Annotated in this window: 15 protein-coding genes; 9 read left to right on the plus strand and 6 right to left on the minus strand. The window is 42.1% G+C overall.

The window, feature by feature from the left end; translation table 11 throughout:
- Positions 1 to 17 precede the first annotated feature (17 nt).
- Positions 18 to 713, plus strand: coding sequence for a TIGR04283 family arsenosugar biosynthesis glycosyltransferase (locus AC1MCB_RS12180; RefSeq protein WP_479964995.1), 696 nt, complete (start codon positions 18 to 20; stop codon positions 711 to 713).
- A gap of 144 nt (positions 714 to 857) precedes the next feature.
- Positions 858 to 1772 carry a DMT family transporter gene (locus AC1MCB_RS12185; protein WP_479964996.1) on the plus strand — a complete coding sequence of 305 codons (915 nt, stop codon included), beginning with the start codon at positions 858 to 860 and terminating at the stop codon, positions 1770 to 1772.
- A gap of 339 nt (positions 1773 to 2111) precedes the next feature.
- On the opposite strand, the gene AC1MCB_RS12190 is transcribed toward AC1MCB_RS12185, so the two are convergent.
- Positions 2112 to 3065: a fasciclin domain-containing protein gene (locus AC1MCB_RS12190; protein WP_479964997.1), complete on the minus strand. Its 954-nt coding sequence runs from the start codon at positions 3063 to 3065 to the stop codon at positions 2112 to 2114.
- A gap of 128 nt (positions 3066 to 3193) precedes the next feature.
- Between AC1MCB_RS12190 and AC1MCB_RS12195 the strand changes: the two genes are divergently transcribed.
- Positions 3194 to 3832 carry a MarR family winged helix-turn-helix transcriptional regulator gene (locus AC1MCB_RS12195; protein ID WP_479964998.1) on the plus strand — a complete coding sequence of 213 codons (639 nt, stop codon included), beginning with the start codon at positions 3194 to 3196 and terminating at the stop codon, positions 3830 to 3832.
- Positions 3833 to 3908: 76 nt separating this feature from the next.
- Here AC1MCB_RS12195 and AC1MCB_RS12200 read toward each other — a convergent pair whose 3' ends face one another.
- From AC1MCB_RS12200 to AC1MCB_RS12220, 5 genes are all read right to left on the minus strand, one after another.
- Positions 3909 to 4646 (minus strand): tyrosine-protein phosphatase, encoded by a 738-nt coding sequence (locus AC1MCB_RS12200; protein WP_479964999.1) that lies wholly within the window; start codon positions 4644 to 4646, stop codon positions 3909 to 3911.
- Complete coding sequence (gene rfbB, locus AC1MCB_RS12205; RefSeq protein WP_479965000.1) at positions 4646 to 5725, minus strand: dTDP-glucose 4,6-dehydratase; 1080 nt, start codon at positions 5723 to 5725, stop codon at positions 4646 to 4648. The genes AC1MCB_RS12200 and rfbB overlap by 1 nt, the downstream gene beginning before the upstream one ends.
- Before the next feature lie 75 nt (positions 5726 to 5800).
- Positions 5801 to 6832, minus strand: a complete 1032-nt coding sequence (galE, locus tag AC1MCB_RS12210) for a UDP-glucose 4-epimerase GalE (RefSeq protein WP_479965001.1) — start codon at positions 6830 to 6832, stop codon at positions 5801 to 5803.
- Positions 6833 to 7816: a UDP-glucuronic acid decarboxylase family protein gene (locus tag AC1MCB_RS12215; RefSeq protein WP_479965002.1), complete on the minus strand. Its 984-nt coding sequence runs from the start codon at positions 7814 to 7816 to the stop codon at positions 6833 to 6835.
- Positions 7817 to 7924: 108 nt separating this feature from the next.
- On the minus strand, positions 7925 to 9277 hold the full coding sequence (locus AC1MCB_RS12220; protein ID WP_479965003.1) for a UDP-glucose dehydrogenase family protein: 1353 nt from the start codon (positions 9275 to 9277) through the stop codon (positions 7925 to 7927).
- 111 nt (positions 9278 to 9388) lie between these two features.
- Here AC1MCB_RS12220 and AC1MCB_RS12225 point away from each other — a divergent pair, with 111 nt between their 5' ends.
- The 6 genes from AC1MCB_RS12225 to AC1MCB_RS12250 all read left to right on the plus strand — a co-directional run bounded on the left by AC1MCB_RS12225 (position 9389) and on the right by AC1MCB_RS12250 (position 23986).
- Positions 9389 to 10612 (plus strand): 3-deoxy-D-manno-octulosonic acid transferase, encoded by a 1224-nt coding sequence (locus AC1MCB_RS12225; protein WP_479965004.1) that lies wholly within the window; start codon positions 9389 to 9391, stop codon positions 10610 to 10612.
- A 1244-nt stretch (positions 10613 to 11856) separates the two neighbouring features.
- Positions 11857 to 14310, plus strand: a complete 2454-nt coding sequence (locus tag AC1MCB_RS12230) for a glutaminase family protein (RefSeq protein ID WP_479965005.1) — start codon at positions 11857 to 11859, stop codon at positions 14308 to 14310.
- A 59-nt stretch (positions 14311 to 14369) separates the two neighbouring features.
- The gene (locus tag AC1MCB_RS12235) at positions 14370 to 17546 is read left to right on the plus strand and encodes a SusC/RagA family TonB-linked outer membrane protein (protein ID WP_479965006.1); all 3177 of its coding nucleotides are present in this window, start codon (positions 14370 to 14372) and stop codon (positions 17544 to 17546) included.
- Between the two features lie 14 nt (positions 17547 to 17560).
- On the plus strand, positions 17561 to 19369 hold the full coding sequence (locus AC1MCB_RS12240; RefSeq protein ID WP_479965007.1) for a RagB/SusD family nutrient uptake outer membrane protein: 1809 nt from the start codon (positions 17561 to 17563) through the stop codon (positions 19367 to 19369).
- A gap of 150 nt (positions 19370 to 19519) precedes the next feature.
- The gene (locus AC1MCB_RS12245; protein ID WP_479965008.1) at positions 19520 to 21694 is read left to right on the plus strand and encodes a hypothetical protein; all 2175 of its coding nucleotides are present in this window, start codon (positions 19520 to 19522) and stop codon (positions 21692 to 21694) included.
- An 18-nt stretch (positions 21695 to 21712) separates the two neighbouring features.
- On the plus strand, positions 21713 to 23986 hold the full coding sequence (locus AC1MCB_RS12250; protein ID WP_479965009.1) for a GH92 family glycosyl hydrolase: 2274 nt from the start codon (positions 21713 to 21715) through the stop codon (positions 23984 to 23986).
- Positions 23987 to 23989: the final 3 nt, after the last annotated feature.

Below are 23989 nucleotides of genomic sequence, written 5' to 3' on the forward strand. Positions count from 1 at the left end.
TATAACCTGCTCGTGTTTTGATAAGTATAGTCATCCCAACGTTAAATGAACAGGTTCATCTCGCAGACACTATTCGTTACTTGCGGCGAGTTGAAACCGCTAATCTTCCTACAGAAATTATTGTTTGCGATGGTGGTAGCTCCGACCTCACGGTGCAGGAAGCAGAAAAAGCAGGTGCCGACCAGGTAGTGGTTTCTGGAAGAAAAGGCCGGTCCGCTCAAATGAACTATGGAGCTTCATTCGCCAAAACACACATCCTTTATTTCTTACATGCAGACACACTTCCTCCGGCTGACTTCGCAATTCGAATAGCAGATGCCCATAAAAAAGGTATTGGTGCTGGTTGTTTCACCCTCTCCTTTGACCATAAGCATTGGTTTTTAAAGGCCAACTGCTGGTTTACCCGCTTCAATTTAAACTCATTCCGATTTGGCGATCAAAGTCTGTTTATCGACACAAGGATATTTAAACAATCCGGAGGCTTTTGCGAAAAGCATGAGGTACTGGAAGACCAGGAAATTATTAAACGAATAAAGGCGGTAGCGAAATTTACCGTTATTCAAAAGCCAGTCATTACATCCGCACGCAAATACCTGGTAAATGGTATTTACAAAACGCAAGGGGTTTTCTTTTTTATCTACCTCATGTACAGGCTTGGCTGTTCGCAGAGACTATTGATTAGCACCTACAAACGGTTGATGCGGCAGGCATAACGAGGGCTGGCTTGAAATATAAACGCCAGGTTCGAATCTCGTCTTCCAGGCGTCACTTTCGTCAAAAGGTTTAACCTAATGCGATGTAGGTTAACGAAAAATTTAACTTTGAGCTTTTGTTTCTGAGTCTCACAACTAACATTAATGTTTAATACAAAAGTCAAAGGATATTTAGCAGCAATTTTTTCCGCAATTTTCTATGGATTTATTCCACTGTTTATTTTACCGCTTAAAAAGCTTAACTATTCAACAGACACAAGTTTATTTTATCGTTTTTTAATCGCAGCTCTATTTTTACTGGTTTATCTGATTTCTTCAAAGCAGGAGCTAAAAATAAAAAAGAATGAATTATTGCTATTGGTAATCCTGGGTACTTTTTATGCTTTGTCTACAGAGTTCTTGTTGATTGGATACGATCTTACTTCGCCGGGTATCGCGTCAACTATTCTATATGCTTTCCCGATAATTGTAGCCACAATCATGTTTTGTTTCTTTAAGGAAAAGTTAACCAAAACAATAAGGATATCCCTGGTGCTATCGTTTATTGGAGTCGTTGTTTTAAGCGTTAAGAACACGCAATTTGACTTCAATGCTCTGGGACTTATTGTCTGCCTCTTAAGCGCATTGTTTTACGCGTTATATCTGGTTATAGTAAGTGTTAAAAAAATCAGTGTCACCGGATTAACATTAGCCTTCTATTCGCTTTTGTTTTCCTCATTATACTATGGGCTGAAAATTGTTTTCACCGGCGGAGATTTTGCAATCCAAAGTATGGAAGTGTTCTCAACATTAATTTTATTTGCGCTGATTCCAACCGTTTTTTCACTCGCGACGTTAATCTATGCCATTAAATATATTGGTTCAACCAAAACTTCAATATTAGGCGCATTCGAACCGATAGTTGCGGTTGCAGTTAGTGTAGTAATCTTTGGAGAGCAACTAACTTTTAATCTCATTGTCGGAACTGTTTTAATTATAATCGGTGTGGTGATCTGTGTTTTAAACAGCAATAAAGAAACTGAAACATCAGACGACAGCGAGCTACAACTGATAAAGTAGTTTCACAAGGGATTTCCGCTTAAATATTTTCTTCCGTGTCCGGTGAGGATTAAATACTTAAACTGATATTAGATCAAACAGTTTAATCTGTCTATGTTTATGAGGCTATTATTACCGTTATTTATTTCAGGTTTCTATTCATTTTCATGAAGAGCGATAAAACTAGCTTTCAGTCGGCTGGGTGGAATGACAAATATAAGAAGGGAAAATTGATGATTACCGACAATAGAGCCGGTGCACGTATTCAATGTGCACCGGCAAGAAATCCTATTAGAGAGAAGTGGCAAACCGTTTCCTGCATCTACTGTACATAGTAACCCAATCTTATTATACTTTAATTTAAGGCAATAGCACTTGATCGATAACGTGAATTACGCCGTTAGTGGTCACGATGTTTGCTGCGGTAATTACTGATGTTGTTGTATTTTTGTTGCCTTTTACTTTAGCGCCACCGGCCACTGTGATGCTTACGGTAGCTCCATTTACTGTGGCTGGCTTAGCACCTTCCTCCAGATCGCTTGAGAACACGCGGCCAGCGATTACGTGATAAGTTAATATGCCGGTTAATGCTGCCGGGTCGGCTGCCTGAATAGATGCGATAGTTGGAAAACCAGCGCTTATAAAAGCCTGGTTTGTTGGAGCAAAAACCGTAAACGGTCCGGCTCCTGATAATACTTGGGCGATATTCGTGTTACCCTGGCTTGCCCTTAAAACTGCTGCAACCAAATAGCTGAAACTCGGGTTAGCTTGCGCAACTTCAACAAGGTTTGTCATCGGAGGCATCAAAACCGCATTGATAACATGTATAACTCCGTTGCGGGCCATCACATCCGCCTTCGTTACAGTTGCGCCGTTCACAAATACTCCGGAAGATTTCTTGGTAATGAAAACATCGGGACCTGCTGCTGATGGGACAGGAGTATTACTTGCAGCGGTAATTCCGGAAGAAGGAACTCGTTGACTTAGCACATGGTAAAGCAGGATGTTCTTTAACGTTTCCGCGGGCACTGCCTTGATTTTATCGTCAGTATCAAATCCAGCTGCGATAAACGCGTTGTTGTCAGGCGCAAAAACAGTAAAGGGTCCGTCTCCGCTTAACACGGTAGTTAGTCCAGCGTGGGCAATTGCTGTCTCAAGGAGAGAAAAGTTGTTGTCTGCGATGACTATTTCAGCCACGGTCTGGCTGGCTACCATCTCGTCGTCATCGTCTTTACAAGAGCCCAATAATAAGGTTTCGAACATAGCCAGTGCTATCGCAGGTTTTCTAAACAAGTTGAAATTGAAGTGTTTCATGATTAGTATATTTTTGTACTAACTGCAACAAATATTATTCCATTTAGTGTTAAAAAGTACCAATTAATTACTGTCCATGCATATTATAGAGGTAAAATTAAAGAATAAAGTATATTAATATACCATTAATGCTTATTTTAGCGAAATGTAATTTCTTAGATATGTACTACAGCCTGATTATAAACCTGGTGGAATTGGTGGGTTTGTATGAAAAAGAATGTCCGGAACAGGGACCCGATGTATACCCTTTTGGACAATGGTTAACTGCACACTTCCTCAAAAACGGAAGGCCGCTGCTGGAGGAACCGGATTGGGAAGGAAAATCGCAGGGGCGTTCTGCTGACAGCATTATCAATACCTCGCTGGTGCACCTTTACCGGTATGCCAAACTGCAGGCTAAAGCGGTAATTACCGACACTGAGTTTTCTACTCCTGATGATTTCATCTATTTAATTACGCTTACCTCTTTTGGAAGCATGACAAAGACCGGGCTCATCCGCTTTAATGTCCATGATAAGTCGGCGGGAATGCAAATAATTAACAGGCTAATTAGCAGAGGCTTTGTAGAGCAAACCGGACATACAGACGACAAAAGAAATAGAATGATTCATATAAGCCCCAAAGGAACTAAAATCCTGAACGAAAGTATGGAAAGAATAAGAGCAGCGAGCAAAAATGTGACCGAGCCCCTTACCCACTTTGAAAAGATGGATTTAATTCGCCTGCTCAGCAAATTGGAACGGTTTCACGAGGCGAAGTCCCGTTAACGAGAACTACGACTTTTTGGAGCGTCAAGCTATGCCTGGCTGCCACAACTATAAGGATCTCTGATTGGTTAAGTTATTACAACAGCACATTCTGCAACTGGTAATCAGTCAGCAGCCTGTTTACATAAGGCAAGCTCAATGACTTCTTTAAAGCAATAGCATGTTTTATATGATGCATATCACTCCCAATGAAATCAATCAGAATATTATCAACAAGTTCTTCGGCAACTTTCTGGGAGGACTTGCCATAATATCCCGTGAGGGAGATGGTATTCAGTTGCAGGTAACATCCGGTTTCCCTGATTCGCTGGTAGTGATCCATAGATTCAAAGAAATATGGATATCGCTCGGGATGGGCAAGAATGGGCTTATAGCCTCTGTCCTGAATCTTTCTGATGATATCCATCAGATTTTGAGGGTAGTTTACAAATGAGATTTCGAAGAGCAAATAACCATCACCCATTGTTAACATATCACCTTTGTCAAGCTTCGTTTCAAAAACCTCATCAAGATAGTACTCTGCCGCGGCTTCTATTTCAAAATTGATATTCTGCAATTGAAGCTCTTCGCGCAAAGTATCCAAACCGCGGTTTATAATCTCGGGGGTGTTACGGTAATAATCGGCCATAATATGAGGCGTCGTAATGATCTTACGAAAACCCAGATCCATATATGCGTAAATTAGCGCCAGAGATTGACCAATGTTTTGAGCACCATCATCTATACCGGGTATGACATGTGAATGCATATCGACCCCTAGCTGAGAAAAGTTGATCTGAGGTTCTTTATTGGCCTTCTTAAATATGTTGAACATTATCGTTCCGAATATTGCTCCTGGTAATACGTTTGATAGTTTCCAGAAGTAACACTGTTTAGCCATTCAGTGTTTTCAAGATACCAGTCAACCGTCTTTTCAAGGCCTTCCTCGAACTGCAGGCTTGGTGCCCATCCTAATTCGTTTTGTAATTTACTTGAATCAATAGCGTAGCGAAGATCATGACCTGCACGATCGGTTACATAAGTTATCAATTTTGCTGAAGTACCTTCCGGCCGACTTAATTTCCGGTCCATGATCTTGCAGAGCAGATGAATGAGATCTATGTTTTTCCATTCATTATGACCGCCAATGTTATAAGTAGTACCGGTTTTTGCCTTATGGAAAATCAGGTCAATGGCTCTCGCATGATCCTCTACCCATAACCAATCGCGAATGTTTGCGCCCTTGCCGTAAACCGGTATTGGATTATTCTGCTGTATATTATTTATTGCCAGAGGAATTAACTTCTCTGGAAAGTGATAGGAACCGTAGTTGTTCGAACAGTTGGAAATTACCGTATCCAATCCATAAGTATCCTGGTAAGCTCTTACAAAATGATCCGAGCTGGCCTTTGATGCAGAGTAAGGACTATGCGGATCATATGCAGTTGTTTCAGTGAACATTCCTTCCTCTCCCAGACTGCCATAGACTTCGTCAGTTGATACATGGTAGAAGCGACGTGTATTATAGTCATCTTTCCAATATTGTCGTGCTGAGTTAAGGAGATTGACTGTACCAACCACGTTGGTCATAACAAAATCAAGCGGACTGCTTATAGAGCGGTCTACATGCGACTCGGCAGCCAAATGAATTACGGCATCAAATTTTTCTTTTTCAAAAAGCTGATCAATGAAACCTGCCTCTACAATATCACCCTTAATAAACCGGTAGTTAGGCTTATTTTCAATGTCTTTCAGGTTCAAGAGATTACCCGCGTAGGTTAATTTATCGAGGTTTACAATCTGATAATCGGGATGGGATGTGACAAACCGTCTCACCACATGCGAACCGATAAAGCCGGCTCCTCCGGTGATCAATATTTTTTTACTTAGAGTATTATCTGAAGTCGATGACATTAAAGAAATAATAATAAGATAGAAGGTGATATATAGTATGCGCTCTCAGGACTTAAATCTAAGTCTCTTACCTATTTAAAGTGGATTTTCCTGAAGATATTTTTCCCAGGCCCAGGAGGAGCGCATCATTTCGTTAAGATCCAACTCGGCTTTCCAGCCAAGCTCGGTTTCCGCTTTGGTCACCTCACCAAAAATCTTTTCAATATCACCGGGACGGCGTGCGCCTATCTTATAGTCCAGCTTAACGCCTGTTGCGCTTTCGAAAGCCTTAATGGCTTCCAATACCGAGCTTCCCTTACCAGTACCTATATTGAAAACATCATAATTACTTGTTTGATCAGCCTTTTCCATTTGTTTTAAGGCAGCCACATGTGCTTTAGCCAAATCCACTACATGAATATAGTCGCGAATACAACTTCCATCCGGGGTATCATAATCATTGCCATAAACAGTGAGTGGTCCGCGTTTTCCTATTGCCGACTGCGTTATGAAAGGCACCAGATTTTGTGGCACACCAATAGGCAATTCACCAATCAGCGCCGTTTTGTGTGCACCAACCGGGTTGAAATACCGCAAGGCGATTACCCGTAAATCCGGAGTGACCGCAGCCACCTCCGCTAAAATTTCTTCTGCGATCTGCTTGGTATTCCCATAAGGCGACTCAGCCTTTTGCACCGGCGCCTGTTCAGTAACTGGCAGTTCATCAGGCTGCCCGTACACGGTACAGCTAGATGAAAACACAAAATTAACTGACTTAGAACTAAACGCCTCCAGCAAGTTAATCAGTGAGTAAATATTATTATGATAATATTTAAGCGGCTTTTCTACCGACTCGCCTACCGCTTTAAATGCAGCAAAGTGTATTACTCCGCTTATCTCCGGATTCTCGTTCACAAAGTCATTTGTGAGCTTCTCTTCACACAAGTCTAAATCAAAGTATTCGGGACGGGTGCCTGTGATGGCCTCAATCTGGTCAATGATTTTAGGGGATGAGTTTGAGAAGTTATCCACGATAACAGGCTTATAGCCGGCATTCATCAATTCAACTACCGTATGAGAACCAATATAGCCTGTGCCACCTGTTACCAATATCGTTTTAGAAGACATTTATTTATTATAATAAGTAAAATCTTTATGTAATATTTCGTGCTCAGGCAGAGATTTAAAGTATTCGTATGTAATTTTCAAACCTTCGGCCCTGCTTACTTTAGGCTCCCACCCTAAAATCGCTTTCGCCTTTGTAATATCCGGACGTCGCTGTTTTGGATCATCCGTAGGAAGTTCATGATATACGATCTTCTGATCAGTGCCGGTCAGTTTGATAATCTCCTCACAAAACTGGCTGATGGTTATCTCATCCGGATTGCCAATATTAACTGGTTGTGCATAATCAGAGAACAGAAGGCGATAAATTCCTTCAACCAAATCATCCACATAACAGAATGAACGGGTTTGAGTTCCATCACCAAAAACGGTCAGGTCCTCTCCTCTTAACGCTTGTCCGATAAATGCAGGTAAAACTCTTCCATCGTTCAAACGCATTCGCGGGCCATAGGTATTGAAGATCCTGATGATACGGGTCTCCAATCCATGAAAAGTATGGTAAGCCATCGTGATTGCTTCCTGGAAACGTTTCGCTTCATCGTACACGCCTCTTGGACCAACAGGATTAACATTACCCCAGTATTCTTCAGGCTGTGGATTGACGGTCGGATCCCCATATACCTCAGATGTTGAGGCAATCAGTAGTCTCGAATTCTTGGCTCTTGCCAGACCTAACAAGTTATGGATTCCTAACGATCCCACTTTAAGGGTTTGGATAGGAATTTTAAGGTAATCTATCGGACTTGCCGGCGAGGCAAAGTGCAGGATGTAATCAAGATTACCAGGTACATACACAAATTTCGAAACATCATGATTATAAAACTCGAAGTTCTCAAGTTTAAAAAGATGTTCGATATTCCGCAGATCGCCGGTGATTAGATTATCCATGCCTATTACATGGAAACCCTCACTAATAAACCGGTCGCATAAATGGGAGCCTAAGAAACCGGCTGCTCCGGTTATTAAAATTCGTTTTTGGTCTTTCATTAAAATGAACGTTGTTTAAAGGCAAAAAATGTACACCTGCGAATATAGCTCGCGGATGTACATCTTTCTTAAGATATTTATACGACAGTGCAGGTAACAACAATTACGTTATTTTTCAACACCGTTCGCAAATATAGGCTGTTCCGTGGAAGTAGTGATTACTTTTCTACCGATGCTGTTGTAATAATACCCACAGTCAATCATTTTCTGCAGGTCATACAGATTACGTCCATCAAAAACTACTTTTTGCTTCAACGCCTTATCAATCTGGTCAAAATCAGGTGTACGGAATACCGACCATTCGGTTACGATTATCAACGCATCTGCATCTTGCAAGGCTTCATATTGGTTGGAGGCATACTGGATCTTATCACCTACTACTTTTTTAACATTATCCATTGCTTCCGGATCAAAGGCAACTACCTCGGCGCCATCTTTTAACAACTCCTCGATTATATACAAAGCGGGTGCTTCGCGAATATCATCAGTGGCAGGTTTAAAAGCTAAACCCCATAAAGCGAACTTTTTGCCGGCAAGATCACCATTGTAGTATTTACGCATTTTTTCAACCAATACTTTCTTCTGAATTTCGTTGACATCCATCACAGCATTCAGGATCTTAAAATCATATTCATGCTCGTCGGCTGACATAGCCAGCGCCTGAACATCCTTCGGGAAGCAGCTTCCTCCATATCCAACACCCGGAAATAGAAAACGCTTACCAATGCGCTCATCAGCTCCTATACCTTTCCGTACCGAATCGACATCTGCGTTCACCAACTCACACAGGTTCGCAATCTCATTCATGAATGAAATTTTGGTTGCAAGGAATGAATTAGCGGCGTATTTCGTCAATTCGGACGAACGTTCATCCATGTAAATGATCGGGTTACCCTGACGGACATAGGGTCCATAAAGCTCCGATATTAGCTTTTGAGCTCTTTCACTGCTGGTTCCAACCACAACGCGGTCGGGCTTCATAAAATCATCTACCGCCACCCCTTCTCTTAAGAATTCCGGATTAGATACCACATCTACTTCAACGGACGTATTTTCTTTGAAAACTTTGACAACTTTGTCAGCAGTACCAACCGGAACTGTTGATTTAGTGATGATCACCTTATATTCTGTAATCAACTTGGCTATATCTTTCGATGCACCCAGTACATAACTTAGATCTGCAGCGCCGTTCTCTCCCGGAGGAGTTGGCAGGGCCAGAAAAATTATTTTAGCGTCGCTTATAGCTTCCGCCAGATCTGTAGTAAATTTTAGTCGGTCCTGCTCAATATTCCGGTGAAACAAGATATCCAATCCTGGCTCATAAATGGGAACTTTTCCGTCCCGCATCATTTGAACTTTCTCTTCATTAATATCAACGCAGGTCACGACGTTGCCAGTTTCAGCAAGACATGTCCCCGTTACTAAACCTACGTATCCGGTACCGATAACAGCTATTTTCATTTGTATCTATTTTGTTTTTTGATGTCAGACCGCATACTGATGCGGTTTTCACTTTTAGGTAAATTAAAATTGAAGTATTAAAGTTTAACTTGGCCGAATATAAGAATTCGAATGCTTTTTCTATACAATCTTGGTATCCGGCTTTACACTCTGTTTGTAAAATTTGCCTCTCTGAAAAGTTCTAAAGCAAAAGCATGGATCCAGGGAAGACAAAACATCTTTGAACAAATACAAGACCAAATTCTTCCGGGCAGTCAGCATATTTGGTTTCATTTCGCTTCCCTTGGAGAATTTGAGCAGGGACGCCCTGTACTTGAAGGCATGCGACTGCAGTATCCGGAGAAACGAATATTGATAACCTTTTTTTCTCCATCGGGATATGAAGTTAGAAAAAACTCCCAGCTTGCCGATCATATTTTTTACCTCCCTGCCGATACAAAAGAAAATGCTGAAAGGTTTATAGAGCTGGTAAATCCAAATGTTGCCATTTTTACGAAGTATGAATATTGGTTTCATTATTTCTCGAAGTTGAAACAAAGAAAAATCCCCCTCTACGTTATATCGGGAATTTTTCGAGAAAGCCAGCCCTTTTTTAGATGGTATGGAAGTTTACACCGCCGGATGCTTGAATGCGTAACTTATTTCTTCGTTCAGAACGGCGATAGTAAACAGCTATTGGAGGGTATAAGCATCAAAAATGTAATGGTTACTGGCGATACCCGTTTTGACCGGGTGTATGAAAATGCCCAAAACCCTAAACAGATACCCGGAATAAATGTATTCTGTGGCAACCGCCCTGTTTTTCTTGCCGGAAGTACCTGGCTGCCTGATGAACGACTTCTTTCAACTTTAGTCAACCAATATCCTGATTGGAAGTTCATTATTGCACCTCATGAAATTGGCGAGACCCGGATAAAAGAAATCGAAGAACTATTTAAAGATAGTATCAGATTTTCTGACCTTAATGAGTCTGTCTCATCAACTCAAACGCTGATCATTGACAACATCGGCATGCTTTCGTCCCTGTATCAATACGGCAACATCGCTTTCATAGGAGGAGGCTTTGGTGCAGGAATTCATAATACGCTGGAGGCTGCCGCCTTTGGCAGGCCTGTAATCTTTGGACCTAACTATCATAAATTTCAGGAAGCTAAAGACCTCATTGAAATTGGAGCTGCTTTTCCCATCAGGGATGAAGAGGATCTGAATGATATATTTAAAAAACTCGGAAAAGACGAGCGCTACAGAGCAGAAAGCGGTGTTAAAGCGAGGAAATATGTAGAAAAAAATACCGGCGCAACTAAAACGATCCTGCTCAAGATAGCTGATTTGTAATATCCCGGTCGAGGATCTGCTAAGCCTGTTTTCTGAATGGGATCCTATCGCATTAAATCCACGGCTTTCTTAAGATGAAGCTTTAAAGCGAATCCCTTAAGCGCTTTACACCAGCTGCAATTATCGGCGGTGCCGGACACAGGTTTCTAAGCGCCTGATGGTGACTTACCCCATGTCTATTTCGCTCATTCCGCTGTATAAACCAAAGTAAAAATAGAAATCTCCGAAAGACCTAAAGCATATAAAATCAACCGGGGCGGGCGACTTTAAACTCTTTAAGTTCCGGTCATTTTTCACTCTCCAGAGTTCATTTTACAAACCGTTTTACGGATTCTCTACATCCGATGATTTGTCGCTTAATCTGAGTCGGTCCCAAGTCGGGTTTCCTAGTAGTTTGCTAGTAGCTTCCTAGTAGTTTTCTAGTAGTCTGCTAAGAAGAATCTACAAGAATACTACTAGTATGCCTTAACAAATAGTAGAGAACAAATGAATCAATCATGAGACACTTAGGACGAGTAGGTTCGGAAGATCAAACAGATTAAATAACAGATCGGAATTTCAGACTTAATAAAGTACATTTTCGTCATCAGCTTAGAATTCTATAGTTGTCGTTGAGGCAGGGGGATCAAACATCTTTTTCCAGAGAGTACATTCCTTTCAAGCTCGTGAATGTTTATGCTTCCCAACGACAGTGTACCGGTGAAGGTGTTCTGTGTCTAAAAATTCAATAACGAAATAATATCACCCCCCTTGCTTACCGTGACCGTTCGAATTAAAGCCCTTGGGGTCTAAACATGGATTCCGGCGGATGCGTGATCTTTCACATTGTGGCAAATAGCAAGATTTGCTAAATTGATTTAGTCTAGGATCCAAAGTACTCTTTGAAACAGCTTCCCAAGCAATAACTTTATCCTGCAAACAGATAAAAACATAATTTCTGCGATATCAGACATGTATTCTATTGCGCTGGACTTGTCACATTTTACTTTTAACGGTAAAGAGCACAGATATGTAACGTCTTTGTTACCTTAAACTTAATTAAAATACTTTTTTAATCTGCTGAAACTTGGTTATCATTGACTTTGCTAAAACGTTTTAGTCTAACCAACCAATCACCGCTTAGCGTTCAATTAATTTATTAAAATACTGTAAACCACCATTTTGCTGGCATGAGCGTGGTGATGGTCTGCTGTGTTTTACAGTTAGTTAACGGTTTAAATGTTTGACATCAGAATTAACCAAAAATGAGAAAGCCAAAGATCCTGTTATCCGCCATTTTCTTCTTCTTCTGTGCAACGATGAGCTTCAGTCAGGACAAGGTACCTGCCTACCCGCTGCTAACTCATGACACTTATTTTAGCTTATGGTCATTTGATGATGATTTGAACGCATCATCAACCAGGCATTGGACCGGGAAAGACCAATCCCTTGTTGGAATATTGAAAGTAGATGATAAACTATATCGTTTTCTTGGCAAGCCAGAAAGCAGCTACAAAACAGTGCTCCCGGCTTCCGATGAAAAAGATCACCAGGTAAAATACACCCTGACTTCACCGGTGGGCAACTGGCAGGCGTTTCCGTTTGACGACAGCAAATGGAAACAAAGTACAGCACCTTTAGGAGATGACCAAAAGGCGAGAACCAGGTGGGAGACAGAGGAAATTTTCATTCGGCGGTCATTTACCGTAAACAAACTGTCAGCCAGCAAGAAGTTTCTGAAACTTAATCATGATGATAATGTGAAGGTCTATCTGAACGGCACCATGATCTATGAAAAAGTGGGTTGGGTTCACGAATACATCTACATCCCTATAAAGGACAACCTGCTGAAAAAAGGCAACAATATACTTTCGATTCACTGCAAGAACACAGCAGGAGGGCGTCATATAGATGCAGGGATAGTTGAGGATGTACCGCAAACGAACCAGGCTTTGCAGGCCAAACAATTAAATGTGAGTGTCCAGGCAACGCGAACTTTTTACAAGTTTCAATGCGGACCAGTTAACCTCGATGTCACTTTCACATCACCCCTGCTTTTAAATGATATCGAACTGACAGCCCGGCCGGTAGGCTATATCAGCTATACAGCGCAATCGGCGGATGGCAAGGCTCATGATGTCGAGCTTTATTTTAGTGCATCATCTAACCTGGCGGTAAATCAGACCGTTCAGCCAGTCTCGGCGTGGAAGAAACAAACAGGGGGCCTTTCAATTCTAAAAACCGGAACGGTGGAACAACCGATACTACAAAAAACGGGTGACGATGTACGGATTGACTGGGGGTATTTATACGTGGCAGTTCCTTCGCGATTCAATGCGAAACAATCCATCTCAACTAAGAGAGAGACATATTTAGGAGGCACAGCCACTAAGAATAACAAGCCTGCGGAGGTTTTAAATGCACAGAATCTTAACCTTGAAAGCGTAATACCATTCGGCAAAGTTGAAGCCACAAAGGTAGAGAAGTACCTGATGCTCGGCTATGATGATATCAACCCAATACAATATTTTGGAGAGAACCTTAAGCCGCTTTGGAAATCCAAATACGAGAGCTTTGAAGAGCTGCTGAGCCTTTCTGACCGCGAGTATCAGAAACTCGCTGTAGCATGTGCTCAATTCGATAAGCAATTATATGATGATGCGTTAAAAGCCGGGGGCAAAGATTATGCTGATCTCTGCAAGCTGGCCTACCGCCAGAGTATTGCGGCCCATAAAATTGTATATGCTCCAAATGGCGCGCTTCTATTCTTGTCAAAAGAAAACTTCAGTAATGGGTCGGTTAATACGGTTGACCTGACTTATCCTTCAGCGCCGCAATACCTTATTTATAATCCGGAGCTCTTGAAAGGCATGATGAACGGTATTTTCTATTACTCGGAAAGTGGAAAATGGAAAAAACCATTTCCCGCACATGATCTTGGCACTTATCCCCAGGCAAATGGCCAAACCTATGGCGAAGACATGCCCGTTGAAGAAGCCGGGAACATGATCATTCTGGCAGCTGCCATTGCACGGGCAGAAGGGAATGCAGCCTACTCCGAAACACATTGGGCTACTTTAACCGTATGGGCAAAATATTTACTAAAGGAAGGCCTTGATCCGGCAAACCAGTTATGTACTGATGACTTTGCCGGCCACCTGGCACGCAATGCCAACTTGTCTGTGAAGGCAATTGTTGCCCTGGGGGCTTACGGACAGCTTGCCCAACGTCTGGGTAAGGCAGAAGATGCAAAGTTCTATACAGCGGCAGCCAAAGACATGGCCGTCAAATGGATGAGCCTTGCAGATGCCGGTGACCATTACGCATTAACCTTTGATGATAAAAATACCTGGAGTCAGAAATACAACCTGGTTTGGGATAAATTATTAGAACTAGACCTGTTTCCGAAAGCGGTTTATGAAAAAGAAATCAAATACTATCTGGGTAAACAAAATGCATTCGGACTGCCCCTTGATAGCCGAAAAACTTATACAAAGTCCGACTGGACACTCTGGAGTGCAACTCTAAGTGATAGTCAGAAAGAATTTGAAGCATTTGTTAAGCCAATTCACCGGTTTACTACAGACAGCAAATCAAGAGTGCCTTTGAGCGACTGGCATGAAACACTGGATGGCGAAGTCATGAACTTCAGGGCCAGAAGCGTGGTAGGGGGCTATTTCATTAAGGCTCTGGAAGAACATTGGAAAAATAAAAAATAAAGAATGCTATACCTGTAATTCCCTCTAATAACTAATCTAATAAACCAACCAGAAAAACTATGAACAAAAGATTTACCCGATTAACCAATGTTAAATTGGTTAAAAATGGGGCGACCTATGGCTTAGGTTGTCTTCTAGCCCTAAATCTTAGTGCATTTCCAAGTTTTGGAAATGTCATTAACATTGAAACGGGCTCTTCAGCTACTGCCATGCTATCGCTACAGACTCAGCGAGCAGAAATTGTAGTACGAGGTATTGTAAAAGATGAAAATGGCCTTACCCTTCCGGGTGTTGGCATCAAAGTTAAAGGTTCCCTGACTGCTGCCGCAACTGACCTGAACGGAGCTTTCAGCATCACGGTTCCTTCGTCTGAGTCAGTGCTGATCTTTACCTATTTAGGTTATGACGCTAAAGAGATCCTTGTAGGAGATCAAAACAATATCGCAGTGCAACTTACACCAAACAGCAGCGCCCTGGAAGAGGTGGTAGTGGTTGGTTTCGGTACGCAGCGTAAAGTATCACTCATTGGCTCACAATCAACCATTACGGGTAAGGAATTAAAGATGCCCGTGTCAAGTGTCACTCAATCACTGGCCGGCAGAATTGCTGGGGTAGTTGGTGTGCAGCGAAGCGGTGAGCCAGGCAGAAGCACGGCAGATATCTGGATACGTGGTATTTCTACATTTGGAGGAAACTCCAGTGCACCGTTAGTATTGGTTGATGGGGTCGAACGATCTATCGGCAATATTGACCCGGAAGATATTGAGTCTTTTACCGTGCTTAAGGATGCTTCAGGAACCGCCGTTTACGGGGTTCGGGGTGCAAACGGAGTGATCATCGTCAAAACAAAAGTTGGGAAGATCGGTAAGCCAAATATTAACTTCGACTACAATGAAGGAGTTAGCTCTTTCACTACCAGGCCTGAACTGGCGGATGGGGTTACCTATATGAACCTTGCAAATGAGGCAAGCGTTGGCAGAGGCCTAACCCCCAAATACGCTCAGGATTATATCAGCAAAACCGCTTCTGGGGAAGATAAGCTACTTTATCCAAACGTAAATTGGATGGATGAGATATTTAATGAGACCAGCCGGAACAGGAGAGCTAATTTAAATGCTGGTGGTGGTTCTGACAATGCGCAGTACTATGTATCACTGGCTTATTATAATGAAACTGGCTATTTAAAAACTGATGAGCTAGCTCAATATAACTCTTCTCTTGATTTCAAACGGTACAACTTTACCAGTAACCTGAACCTGAAACTTACAGGTACTACGAAACTTGATCTGGGTATACAAGGATACGCTTCATCCGGTAACTATCCGGGAGAGAATACCGAGGATATCTTTCGCTCAGCATTAGACGTATCTCCGGTAGAATATCCGGTTATGTATCCGGGAAACTTCATTCCTGGAAGATCATCAAATGGTGGGTTCAGAAACCCTTACGCCGACTTGACGAGACGAGGTTACCGTACCGAGTTTAAAAATCAATTATATACCAACTTAAGGCTTACTCAAGACTTAGAGGATCTGACAAGAGGCCTTTCGGCCACTGCGATGGTTGCTTTTGATGCTTACAATCAGAACCAAATTAAGCGTTCAAAAAGAGAAAGTACTTATTTCATCGAAAACCTTCCAAACTCAGATTCCCCTTACAATGCGGACGGAACCCTGAATTTAAGGCAGACCTACACCAGTAATGGTAATTATTTAAATTTTGACCCAAATAGAGGTGGTACCCGTAACTTTTATACAGAAGCTGCTGTAAATTATGACCGCGCCTTTGGGAAACACCGTGTTGGTGGCCTTGTATTGGGTTACACTCAGGATTATACGGATCCATTTGCAGGTAACTTCACTTCTTCGATACCAGAACGCCAGGTAGGCTTAGCCGCGCGTGCAACCTATTCATATGATGATCGCTACTTTGGTGAGGTTAACTTCGGCTATAACGGATCTGAATTATTTGCACCTGAAAATCGATTTGGTTCATTTCCGGCTTTCGGTATAGGCTGGATCCCATCAAATGAAAAATTCTTTGAGCCGGTTAAGGATGTTATATCCTTCCTGAAATTCAGATATTCTGACGGTATTACCGGAATTGGTAAAATCAACGGAAGAAGATTTGCGTACCTGACACTTGTGGCAGATAATGCAGATGGCTATCAGCTGGGTAAAAACTTTAACAATCCCGGTGGTGTCAATGTTTCTGACTATGGAGTAAATATCCGATGGGCAGAATCGAGAAAGCAGGATCTTGGTATGGAGATCCGCACACTTAATGACAATCTCTACCTGATGGTGGATATTTTCAAGGAGCGACGGACAGGGATCTTTTTACAGCGTCAATCTATCCCATCCTACATTGGGTTAATTAACTCCCCTTACGGTAACCTCGGTGTAGTTGATAACCGTGGTTTTGATGCTACATTGGAATATAACATCAAAGTCGGACAGGTTGACGTTGGCTTAAGAGGTAATTTTACCTATAATAAGGATAAATTGGTTGAAGACGATCGTCCTCAGCAGCCATTCCCGTGGATGGATCATATCGGTAATAACATCCTTTCACGATATGGATACGTCGCAGAAAAATTGTTTGAAAATCAGGCAGAAATCGACGCGAGTGCTACACCAGGATCTAAGCAATTAGTAAGACCGGGTGATATTAAATATCAGGATCTTAACAATGATGGCCTGATCAATGATTACGACAAGACCCGTATTGGCCGTGGTGATGTTCCCAACAAGATCTACGGTTTTGGATTTAACATATCCCATAAAGGATTTTCGATAAGCACGTTATTCCAGGGAATTTCTGGAGCTGATATCAGCGTTAACGGTTCCGGAATCTTTCCTTATAATGGCGGTGGCGGTTTAAGTAATGCCTTCAGCAACGTAACAGACAGATGGACTCCAGAAAACCCTAGTCAGGATGTTTTTTATCCGCGTTTAGCTTACGGAGAAGATCAAAATTTCAATAATACCCAGACCAGTACATGGTGGGTGAAAGATGTAAGCTTCATGAGGTTGAAAGATGCCCAGATCAGCTATAACTTACCTCAAAGAATCTCATCGAAATTACACTTGAAAAATACCGCCGTTTATCTAATTGGCTCTAACCTGTTAACATTCAGCGAATTCAAATTATGGGATCCTGAATTGAATACTTCTAACGGATCTAAATATCCTTTGAACAGAACCATATCATTAGGGTTGAACGCTAAATTTTAATTTGCCAGAAAATCATGAAAAAATATATTTATATCGCAATGGTAGCAGGCTTAACATTTGCTACCTCTTGTAACAAGGACTTTTTAGATCAGGTCCCCAACGACCGTTTAACCCTTGATGAAACTTTTACAAACAGGGCTACCGCAGAAAAATTTCTGAATAACATCTATGCCTGGGTACCGGACGAGTTTGGCCAGAGAGACCCTAATACCGGACGGAATGCGGGAATATGGACCGGAGCTTCTGACGAGGCGGAGTTTGTATGGGGCTTTAATAAAGCCAATAACGTAAACATCGGTAACTGGGATGCAAACTCTGGGTTTGTAAACGACTACTGGAGAAATTTCTATAAAGGTATCCGTTCAGCCAGTTTCTTTATGGCAAATATTGATAGGGTAAGCCAGGATATCACCCCTGAAACTAAGGCACAATATAAAGCCGAGGCCAGGGCCCTAAGGGCGATCTATTATTTTTACCTGGTACGCATATACGGACCGGTTGTGGTGTTAGGTGAAAATGTGATAGAACCGGATGCCCCTTCTGAAAGTATTCGTTTGCCAAGAAGCAGTTTTGATGAATGTATCGACTACATCGCTTCTGAACTGGAAAGCGCAGCAGCGGTATTGCCTGTAAATCATAACGATAATAACTATGGTCGGGTTACTAAAGGTGCCGCTTTAGCCTTTAGGGCACAGGCATATATGCTGGCTGCAAGTCCACTATTTAATGGAAATACAGACCTGGCAAATTTAAAGAATAAGGACGGGAAGCAACTTGTTAGCCAAACCGTTGACCAGGCCAAATGGAAGAGAGCATCAGACGCTTTCGCAAGCTTTATAAGCCAGCTTGTTCCCACCAAATACAGCCTTTATCAGGTTAATACAAATGGTGTTCTTGATCCTTACTTATCATGCCGCAACGTATTTTTAGAGCGGTTTAATGATGAGATCATTTGGTCGAGGATCGAGTCTTCTATCGAAGGAAGGCAATATGAACTGACCCCTTATCATAATGGATCTAATTCAGAGTCAAGAGGCTCTGCAGGTCTGGGTGCTACCCAGAATCTGGTTGACGCCTTCTTTACAGCGAATGGCCGGAGTATTGACGATCCTGCTTCAAACTATGTCAACAATGGTTTTACCATGTACCAGGCTCCGGGAAGCCCGATCCAGACCGATACTTATAACCAATGGGTAAATCGTGAACCCCGTTTTTATGTGAACATTACCTACCATAATAGTGTGTGGTTGAACAGAAACAACGGCAATATCATTACCGAGTTTAACAATAACGGAAATTCTGGAAAAGCGACCGGAGGCAATGATTATACAGTAACAGGTTATGCCGTTCGCAAAGCGATGGGTCTGGGTAACTGGAGAGAAAATAACCGTCCTGTTATTCTGTACCGTTTAGCTAATGTATTCTTAGATTATGCAGAGGCACTGAATGAAGCAGAGCCTGGAAATCCGGATATTATGAAATATGTCAACCTGATCAGGGAAAGAGCCGGTATTCCGCAATATGGTTCTGCCGATTTACCTGCGCTGACCAACCAGGAATCTACTCGTGAAGCTATAAGAAAAGAACGCCGCGTTGAGCTTGCGTTTGAAAACGTGAGATTCTTTGATACGCGTCGCTGGAAGATAGCCGAGCAAACAGATAACGGACCTATTTATGGCTTAAACATTAGCCAGAATTTGCCGGAGTTTTTACAGGTTACTCCTTTTGAAACCAGGGTATTCCAAAAAAGACATTATCTGTTTCCAATCCCTTCGAATGATGTAAATTCAGATGATCTGATGGTGCAGAATCCGGGTTGGTGATAAAAAATCAATTTTATCTAAGTTCTAAGATGACCGGCTGTTAGCCGGTCATCTTAAATAGACCCAAACTACGAAAAGAAAGATCTGGTCTGAAAAAATTGGACTAACCCCCTTATCCTAAGTCTCAAATCTCATCCTAACATGCGACAAATGAAATACTCTATCTCAGTTACTGCTTTTTCGCTGATACTTTTTTTAGCAATAACTAGTCTTGCCCAGACTGAGATTCGCGAAAAGACTTCCTTTCAAATTGCTGCCCCCTGGAAAGCCGACTATGACGTTCGGTCAGATGTAGTAATGGTTTACGGTGTGAACGATGCGGGAGGAAACTTCGAAGAACGCATCAAGGGCTACCGGGAAAAAGGATACAATGTCCAGTTTATGACTGGGATCGCCTGGGGGCAATACCAGGATTTTTTCACCGGTAAGTTTGACGGTAAAACGCATTGGGAAGACGGACAAGTGACTATGCGGGGAGACACGATCTGGCATGGAAAAGATGTTCCGTATATTGTTCCTTCAAAAGCCTTTCTGACTTATATAAAAACACATATTAAAAGAGCGATAGATGCGGGCGTTACCGCGATCTACTTGGAAGAACCGGAGTTTTGGGCAAGAGCCGGTTACAGTGAGTCGTTTAAAAAGGAATGGCAAAAGTACTATAACTCACCCTGGGTTGCCCAGCATGAATCACCGGAAGCTACCTATCTCTCTTCTAAATTAAAATATCAGCTATACTTTGATGCGCTCAAGGAGGTTTTCCTTTACGCCAAATCTTATAGTGAGGAAAAAGGGAAAAGAGTTAAATGCTATGTTCCTACACATTCTCTGATCAACTATTCATCGTGGCAAATTGTGAGCCCAGAAGCTGCGCTTGCTAACCTGCCTGGTATGGATGGCTATATCGCGCAGGTCTGGACAGGTACCTCCAGGGAACCGGTTTATTTTAACGGAGTAAGTAAAGAGCGGGTCTTTGAGAACGCCTTTTTGGAGTACGGATCAATGGAATCCATGACTGCTCCTACCGGCAAAAAAGTTTTCTTTCTAACAGATCCTATAGAAGACCGGGCAAAGTCATGGGACGATTATAAGCGCAACTACCAGGCAACATTCACCGCACAGCTCTTATATCCACGCGTTGACAATTATGAAGTTATGCCATGGCCCAACAGGATTTATCAAGGAAAATTTAATGTTGAAGGCAAGGAAGGCAAACAGGGCATTTCGCCTGAATACGCTACGCAAATGCAGGTGATGGTCAATTCGTTGAATGACATGCCAGCATCAGCAAATTCCATCAATGGCAGTAAAGGTATAGCTGTATTACTGGCAAATTCGATGATGTTTCAGCGTTTCCCAACTCATAAGGGCTACGAAGATCCCCAGCTTAGTAACTTTTACGGATTGGTACTTCCCCTGCTTAAGCGGGGTATCCCGGTAGAAACGGTTCATATAGAAAATTTGGAAAATATCAATACATTGAGCAACATCAAGGTACTGATCATGAGCTATGCAAACATGAAGCCTTTATCTCCGGCATATCACGAGGCTTTGGCGGCCTGGGTAAAAAAAGGAGGCACTTTAATTTATTATGGCCGGGATAATGATCCTTTCCAAAATGTAAAGGAATGGTGGAACACAGGTTTAAACAGCTTTACAAGTCCATCAGAACATTTGTTCAAAGTGCTCGGGATCCAAACAGATTCCGGTGAACAAGTATATACCGTAGAAAAAGGAAAAACCGTTATCGTAAGACAGGATCCCAAAGAGTTAGTTATGAGCGAAAATGCGGACGCTGACTTTATTTCAAAAGTTGCAACGGCTTATCAGCAGTTTGCTAAGGCCGGAAAGCTTGAATTTAAAAATAATTTTCTCCTGGAACGCGGACCTTATATCATTGCTTCGGTACTGGATGAAAATATCGATACGAATTCTTTACATGTAAAAGGACCTGTTATCGATCTGTTTGATCCAACCCTACCTGTGTTAGCTGAAAAGGTGATTGAAGCTGGAACACAAGGCTATTTATATGATCTAAAAAAACTAAAGAGTCACAAACCCCGGGTACTTGCTGCCGCTTCCAGGGTTAGCCATGAAGTAGTAAAAGGAAAGCATTACAGCTTTGTTGCTAAAAGTCCATCCAATACTGTGAATGTGATGCGGATAGTATTGCCTTCGAAGCCCGTGAAAATTTCAGCTTCTCATTTTGTATCTGATCAAAATGTCACCCTCACAAAAAATCAATGGGATGCCAACACCCACACACTATTGTTGGGACTAGAAAATTTCAGTGAAGGTGTTTCAGTAAATATCCAGTGGAAATAAACATATATACGACTGTCTATGAACTTTAAGATTACAAGTACTTGCTTGCTCCTTTTTCTATCGTTAAGACTTGGTGCACAGGAAACCGACCTGGTGAATTACGTGAATACCCTTCAGGGGACTAATTCACGTCATGAGCTTACCCGGGGCAACACCTACCCTACTACTGCCCTGCCTTTTGCTATGCATACGTGGACTCCACAAACTGGTAAAAATGGCGACGGCTGGAAATACCAGTATCACAAAGACGAAATAAGAGGCTTTCAGCAGGCGCATCAATGCAGCAGCTGGAGCCGCGATTACGCAGTTTTTTCTTTTATGCCCTTAATTAATGAACTGGTAGTAGACGAAAACAAACGTGCTACAAAATTCAGTCATGATGATGAAGTAGCAAAACCCAATTATTATAAAGTAAAGTTGAAGAATGAGATCGTTACAGAGATCTCTCCTTCCGAAAGAGGCGCACATTTAAGATTTTCTTATCCAAAAGGGAAAAAGAGTTACCTGGTATTGGATGGTTATACCAATATCAGCGGCGTGAAAATCTTTCCAAAAGAAAATAAGATCACCGGCTTTGTCAATAATGGGGAGGGATTCAAGGAGGGATTTAAGAATTTTTTTGTGATCAGGTTTGATAAACCTATCCAAAAATTCGGCACCTGGGAGAATAGGAAAAATACTATCCAGGCAGGTTCAACAGAAGCGGAAGGTCGCGGAAAAGGAGCTTATATAGAATTTAAGCCTGGAACAGTAGTACAGGTAAAAGTAGCTTCGTCCTATATTAGCCCGGAACAGGCAGAACTTAACCTGAGCAGGGAGCTGGGTGCGGATAGAAATCTTGAACAAACTAAAAAAACAGCGGGAAAAGTCTGGAATGAAGCCTTAGGAAAAATTGTCGTTGAAGGCGGTTCTGAGGAAGATAAAGCAACCTTCTACTCTTGTCTATTCCGGGCAAGCTTGTTTTCCAGGAAGTATTATGAAATTGATCAAAAAGGTCAACCCTATTATTTCAGTCCATATGACGGCAAAATACACCAGGGTTATATGTTCACAGATACAGGTTTTTGGGATACCTTCAGGGCGCAATTTCCGTTGAATACGATATTACATCCTACCATGCATGGCCGCTATATGCAGGCTTTAATTGATGCATATAAACAGTGCGGCTGGCTGCCATCCTGGTCATTTCCAAGTGAAGCGGGCAGTATGATCGGGAACCACGCCATTTCTTTACTAACCGATGCCTGGGTAAAGGGAATCCGGACCTTTGATCCCAAAGAAGCTTTAGAGGCGTACTATCATGAAGCAACCAATAAGGGACCATGGGGCCCGGCAAACGGTCGTGATGGCTGGAAAGAATATTACCAGCTGGGTTATGTTCCCTATCCGAAGTACCGGGAAGCGACAGCGAAAACTTTGGAATATGCTTACGATGACTTTGCAGGCTATCAGCTGGCAAAAGCAACCGGTAATAAGTTTTATTCTGATATCTTCGAGCGCCATATGTATAATTACAAGAATGTTTATGACCCTTCAACGCGTTTTATGCGCGGACGTAACACGGATGGAAAGTGGACACCAAACTTTGATCCCATTGAATGGGGTGGTCCGTATACGGAAGGCAACGCATGGCACTATCAATGGTCAGTCTTCCAGGATGTGAACGGTCTGATTAATTTAATGGGTGGTAACAAGAATTTTACTGCCAAACTTGATTCGGTATTTTCTGAACCTAATGATGTAAAAGTCGGCACGTATGGCGGCATGATCCATGAAATGACAGAGATGGTAATGGCTGATCTGGGCCAATATGCTCATGGTAATCAGCCAATTCAGCATATGATTTACCTTTATAACTATGCCAACGAACCGTGGAAAGCTCAGTTTCATGCTCGTAATATCATGTCAAAACTTTACAACGCCACTGAGAACGGCTATCCCGGCGATGAAGACCAGGGACAAACGTCTTCCTGGTATGTATTAAGCGCACTTGGCTTTTACAGCGTAACGCCCGGCGTAGATGAATACGTAATGGGTAGCCCGCTCTTTAAAAAAACTACTATACATCTGGATAACGGTAAGAAGTTCGTTATCGAAGCTCCTGGAAACTCAAAAGAAAAGGTTTATATAAAATCAGCAACGCTAAACGGAAAGACGTTTACAAGGAACTTTTTAAAACATTCAGATATTACAAACGGAGGTTTATTGAAACTGGAAATGGACTACAAGCCAGCCATAAATCGTGGCCTTTCAGTGGAAGACAAACCTTTTTCATTAACACAAATAAGGTAAATT

The organism is Daejeonella sp. AP26, assembly GCF_056680515.1.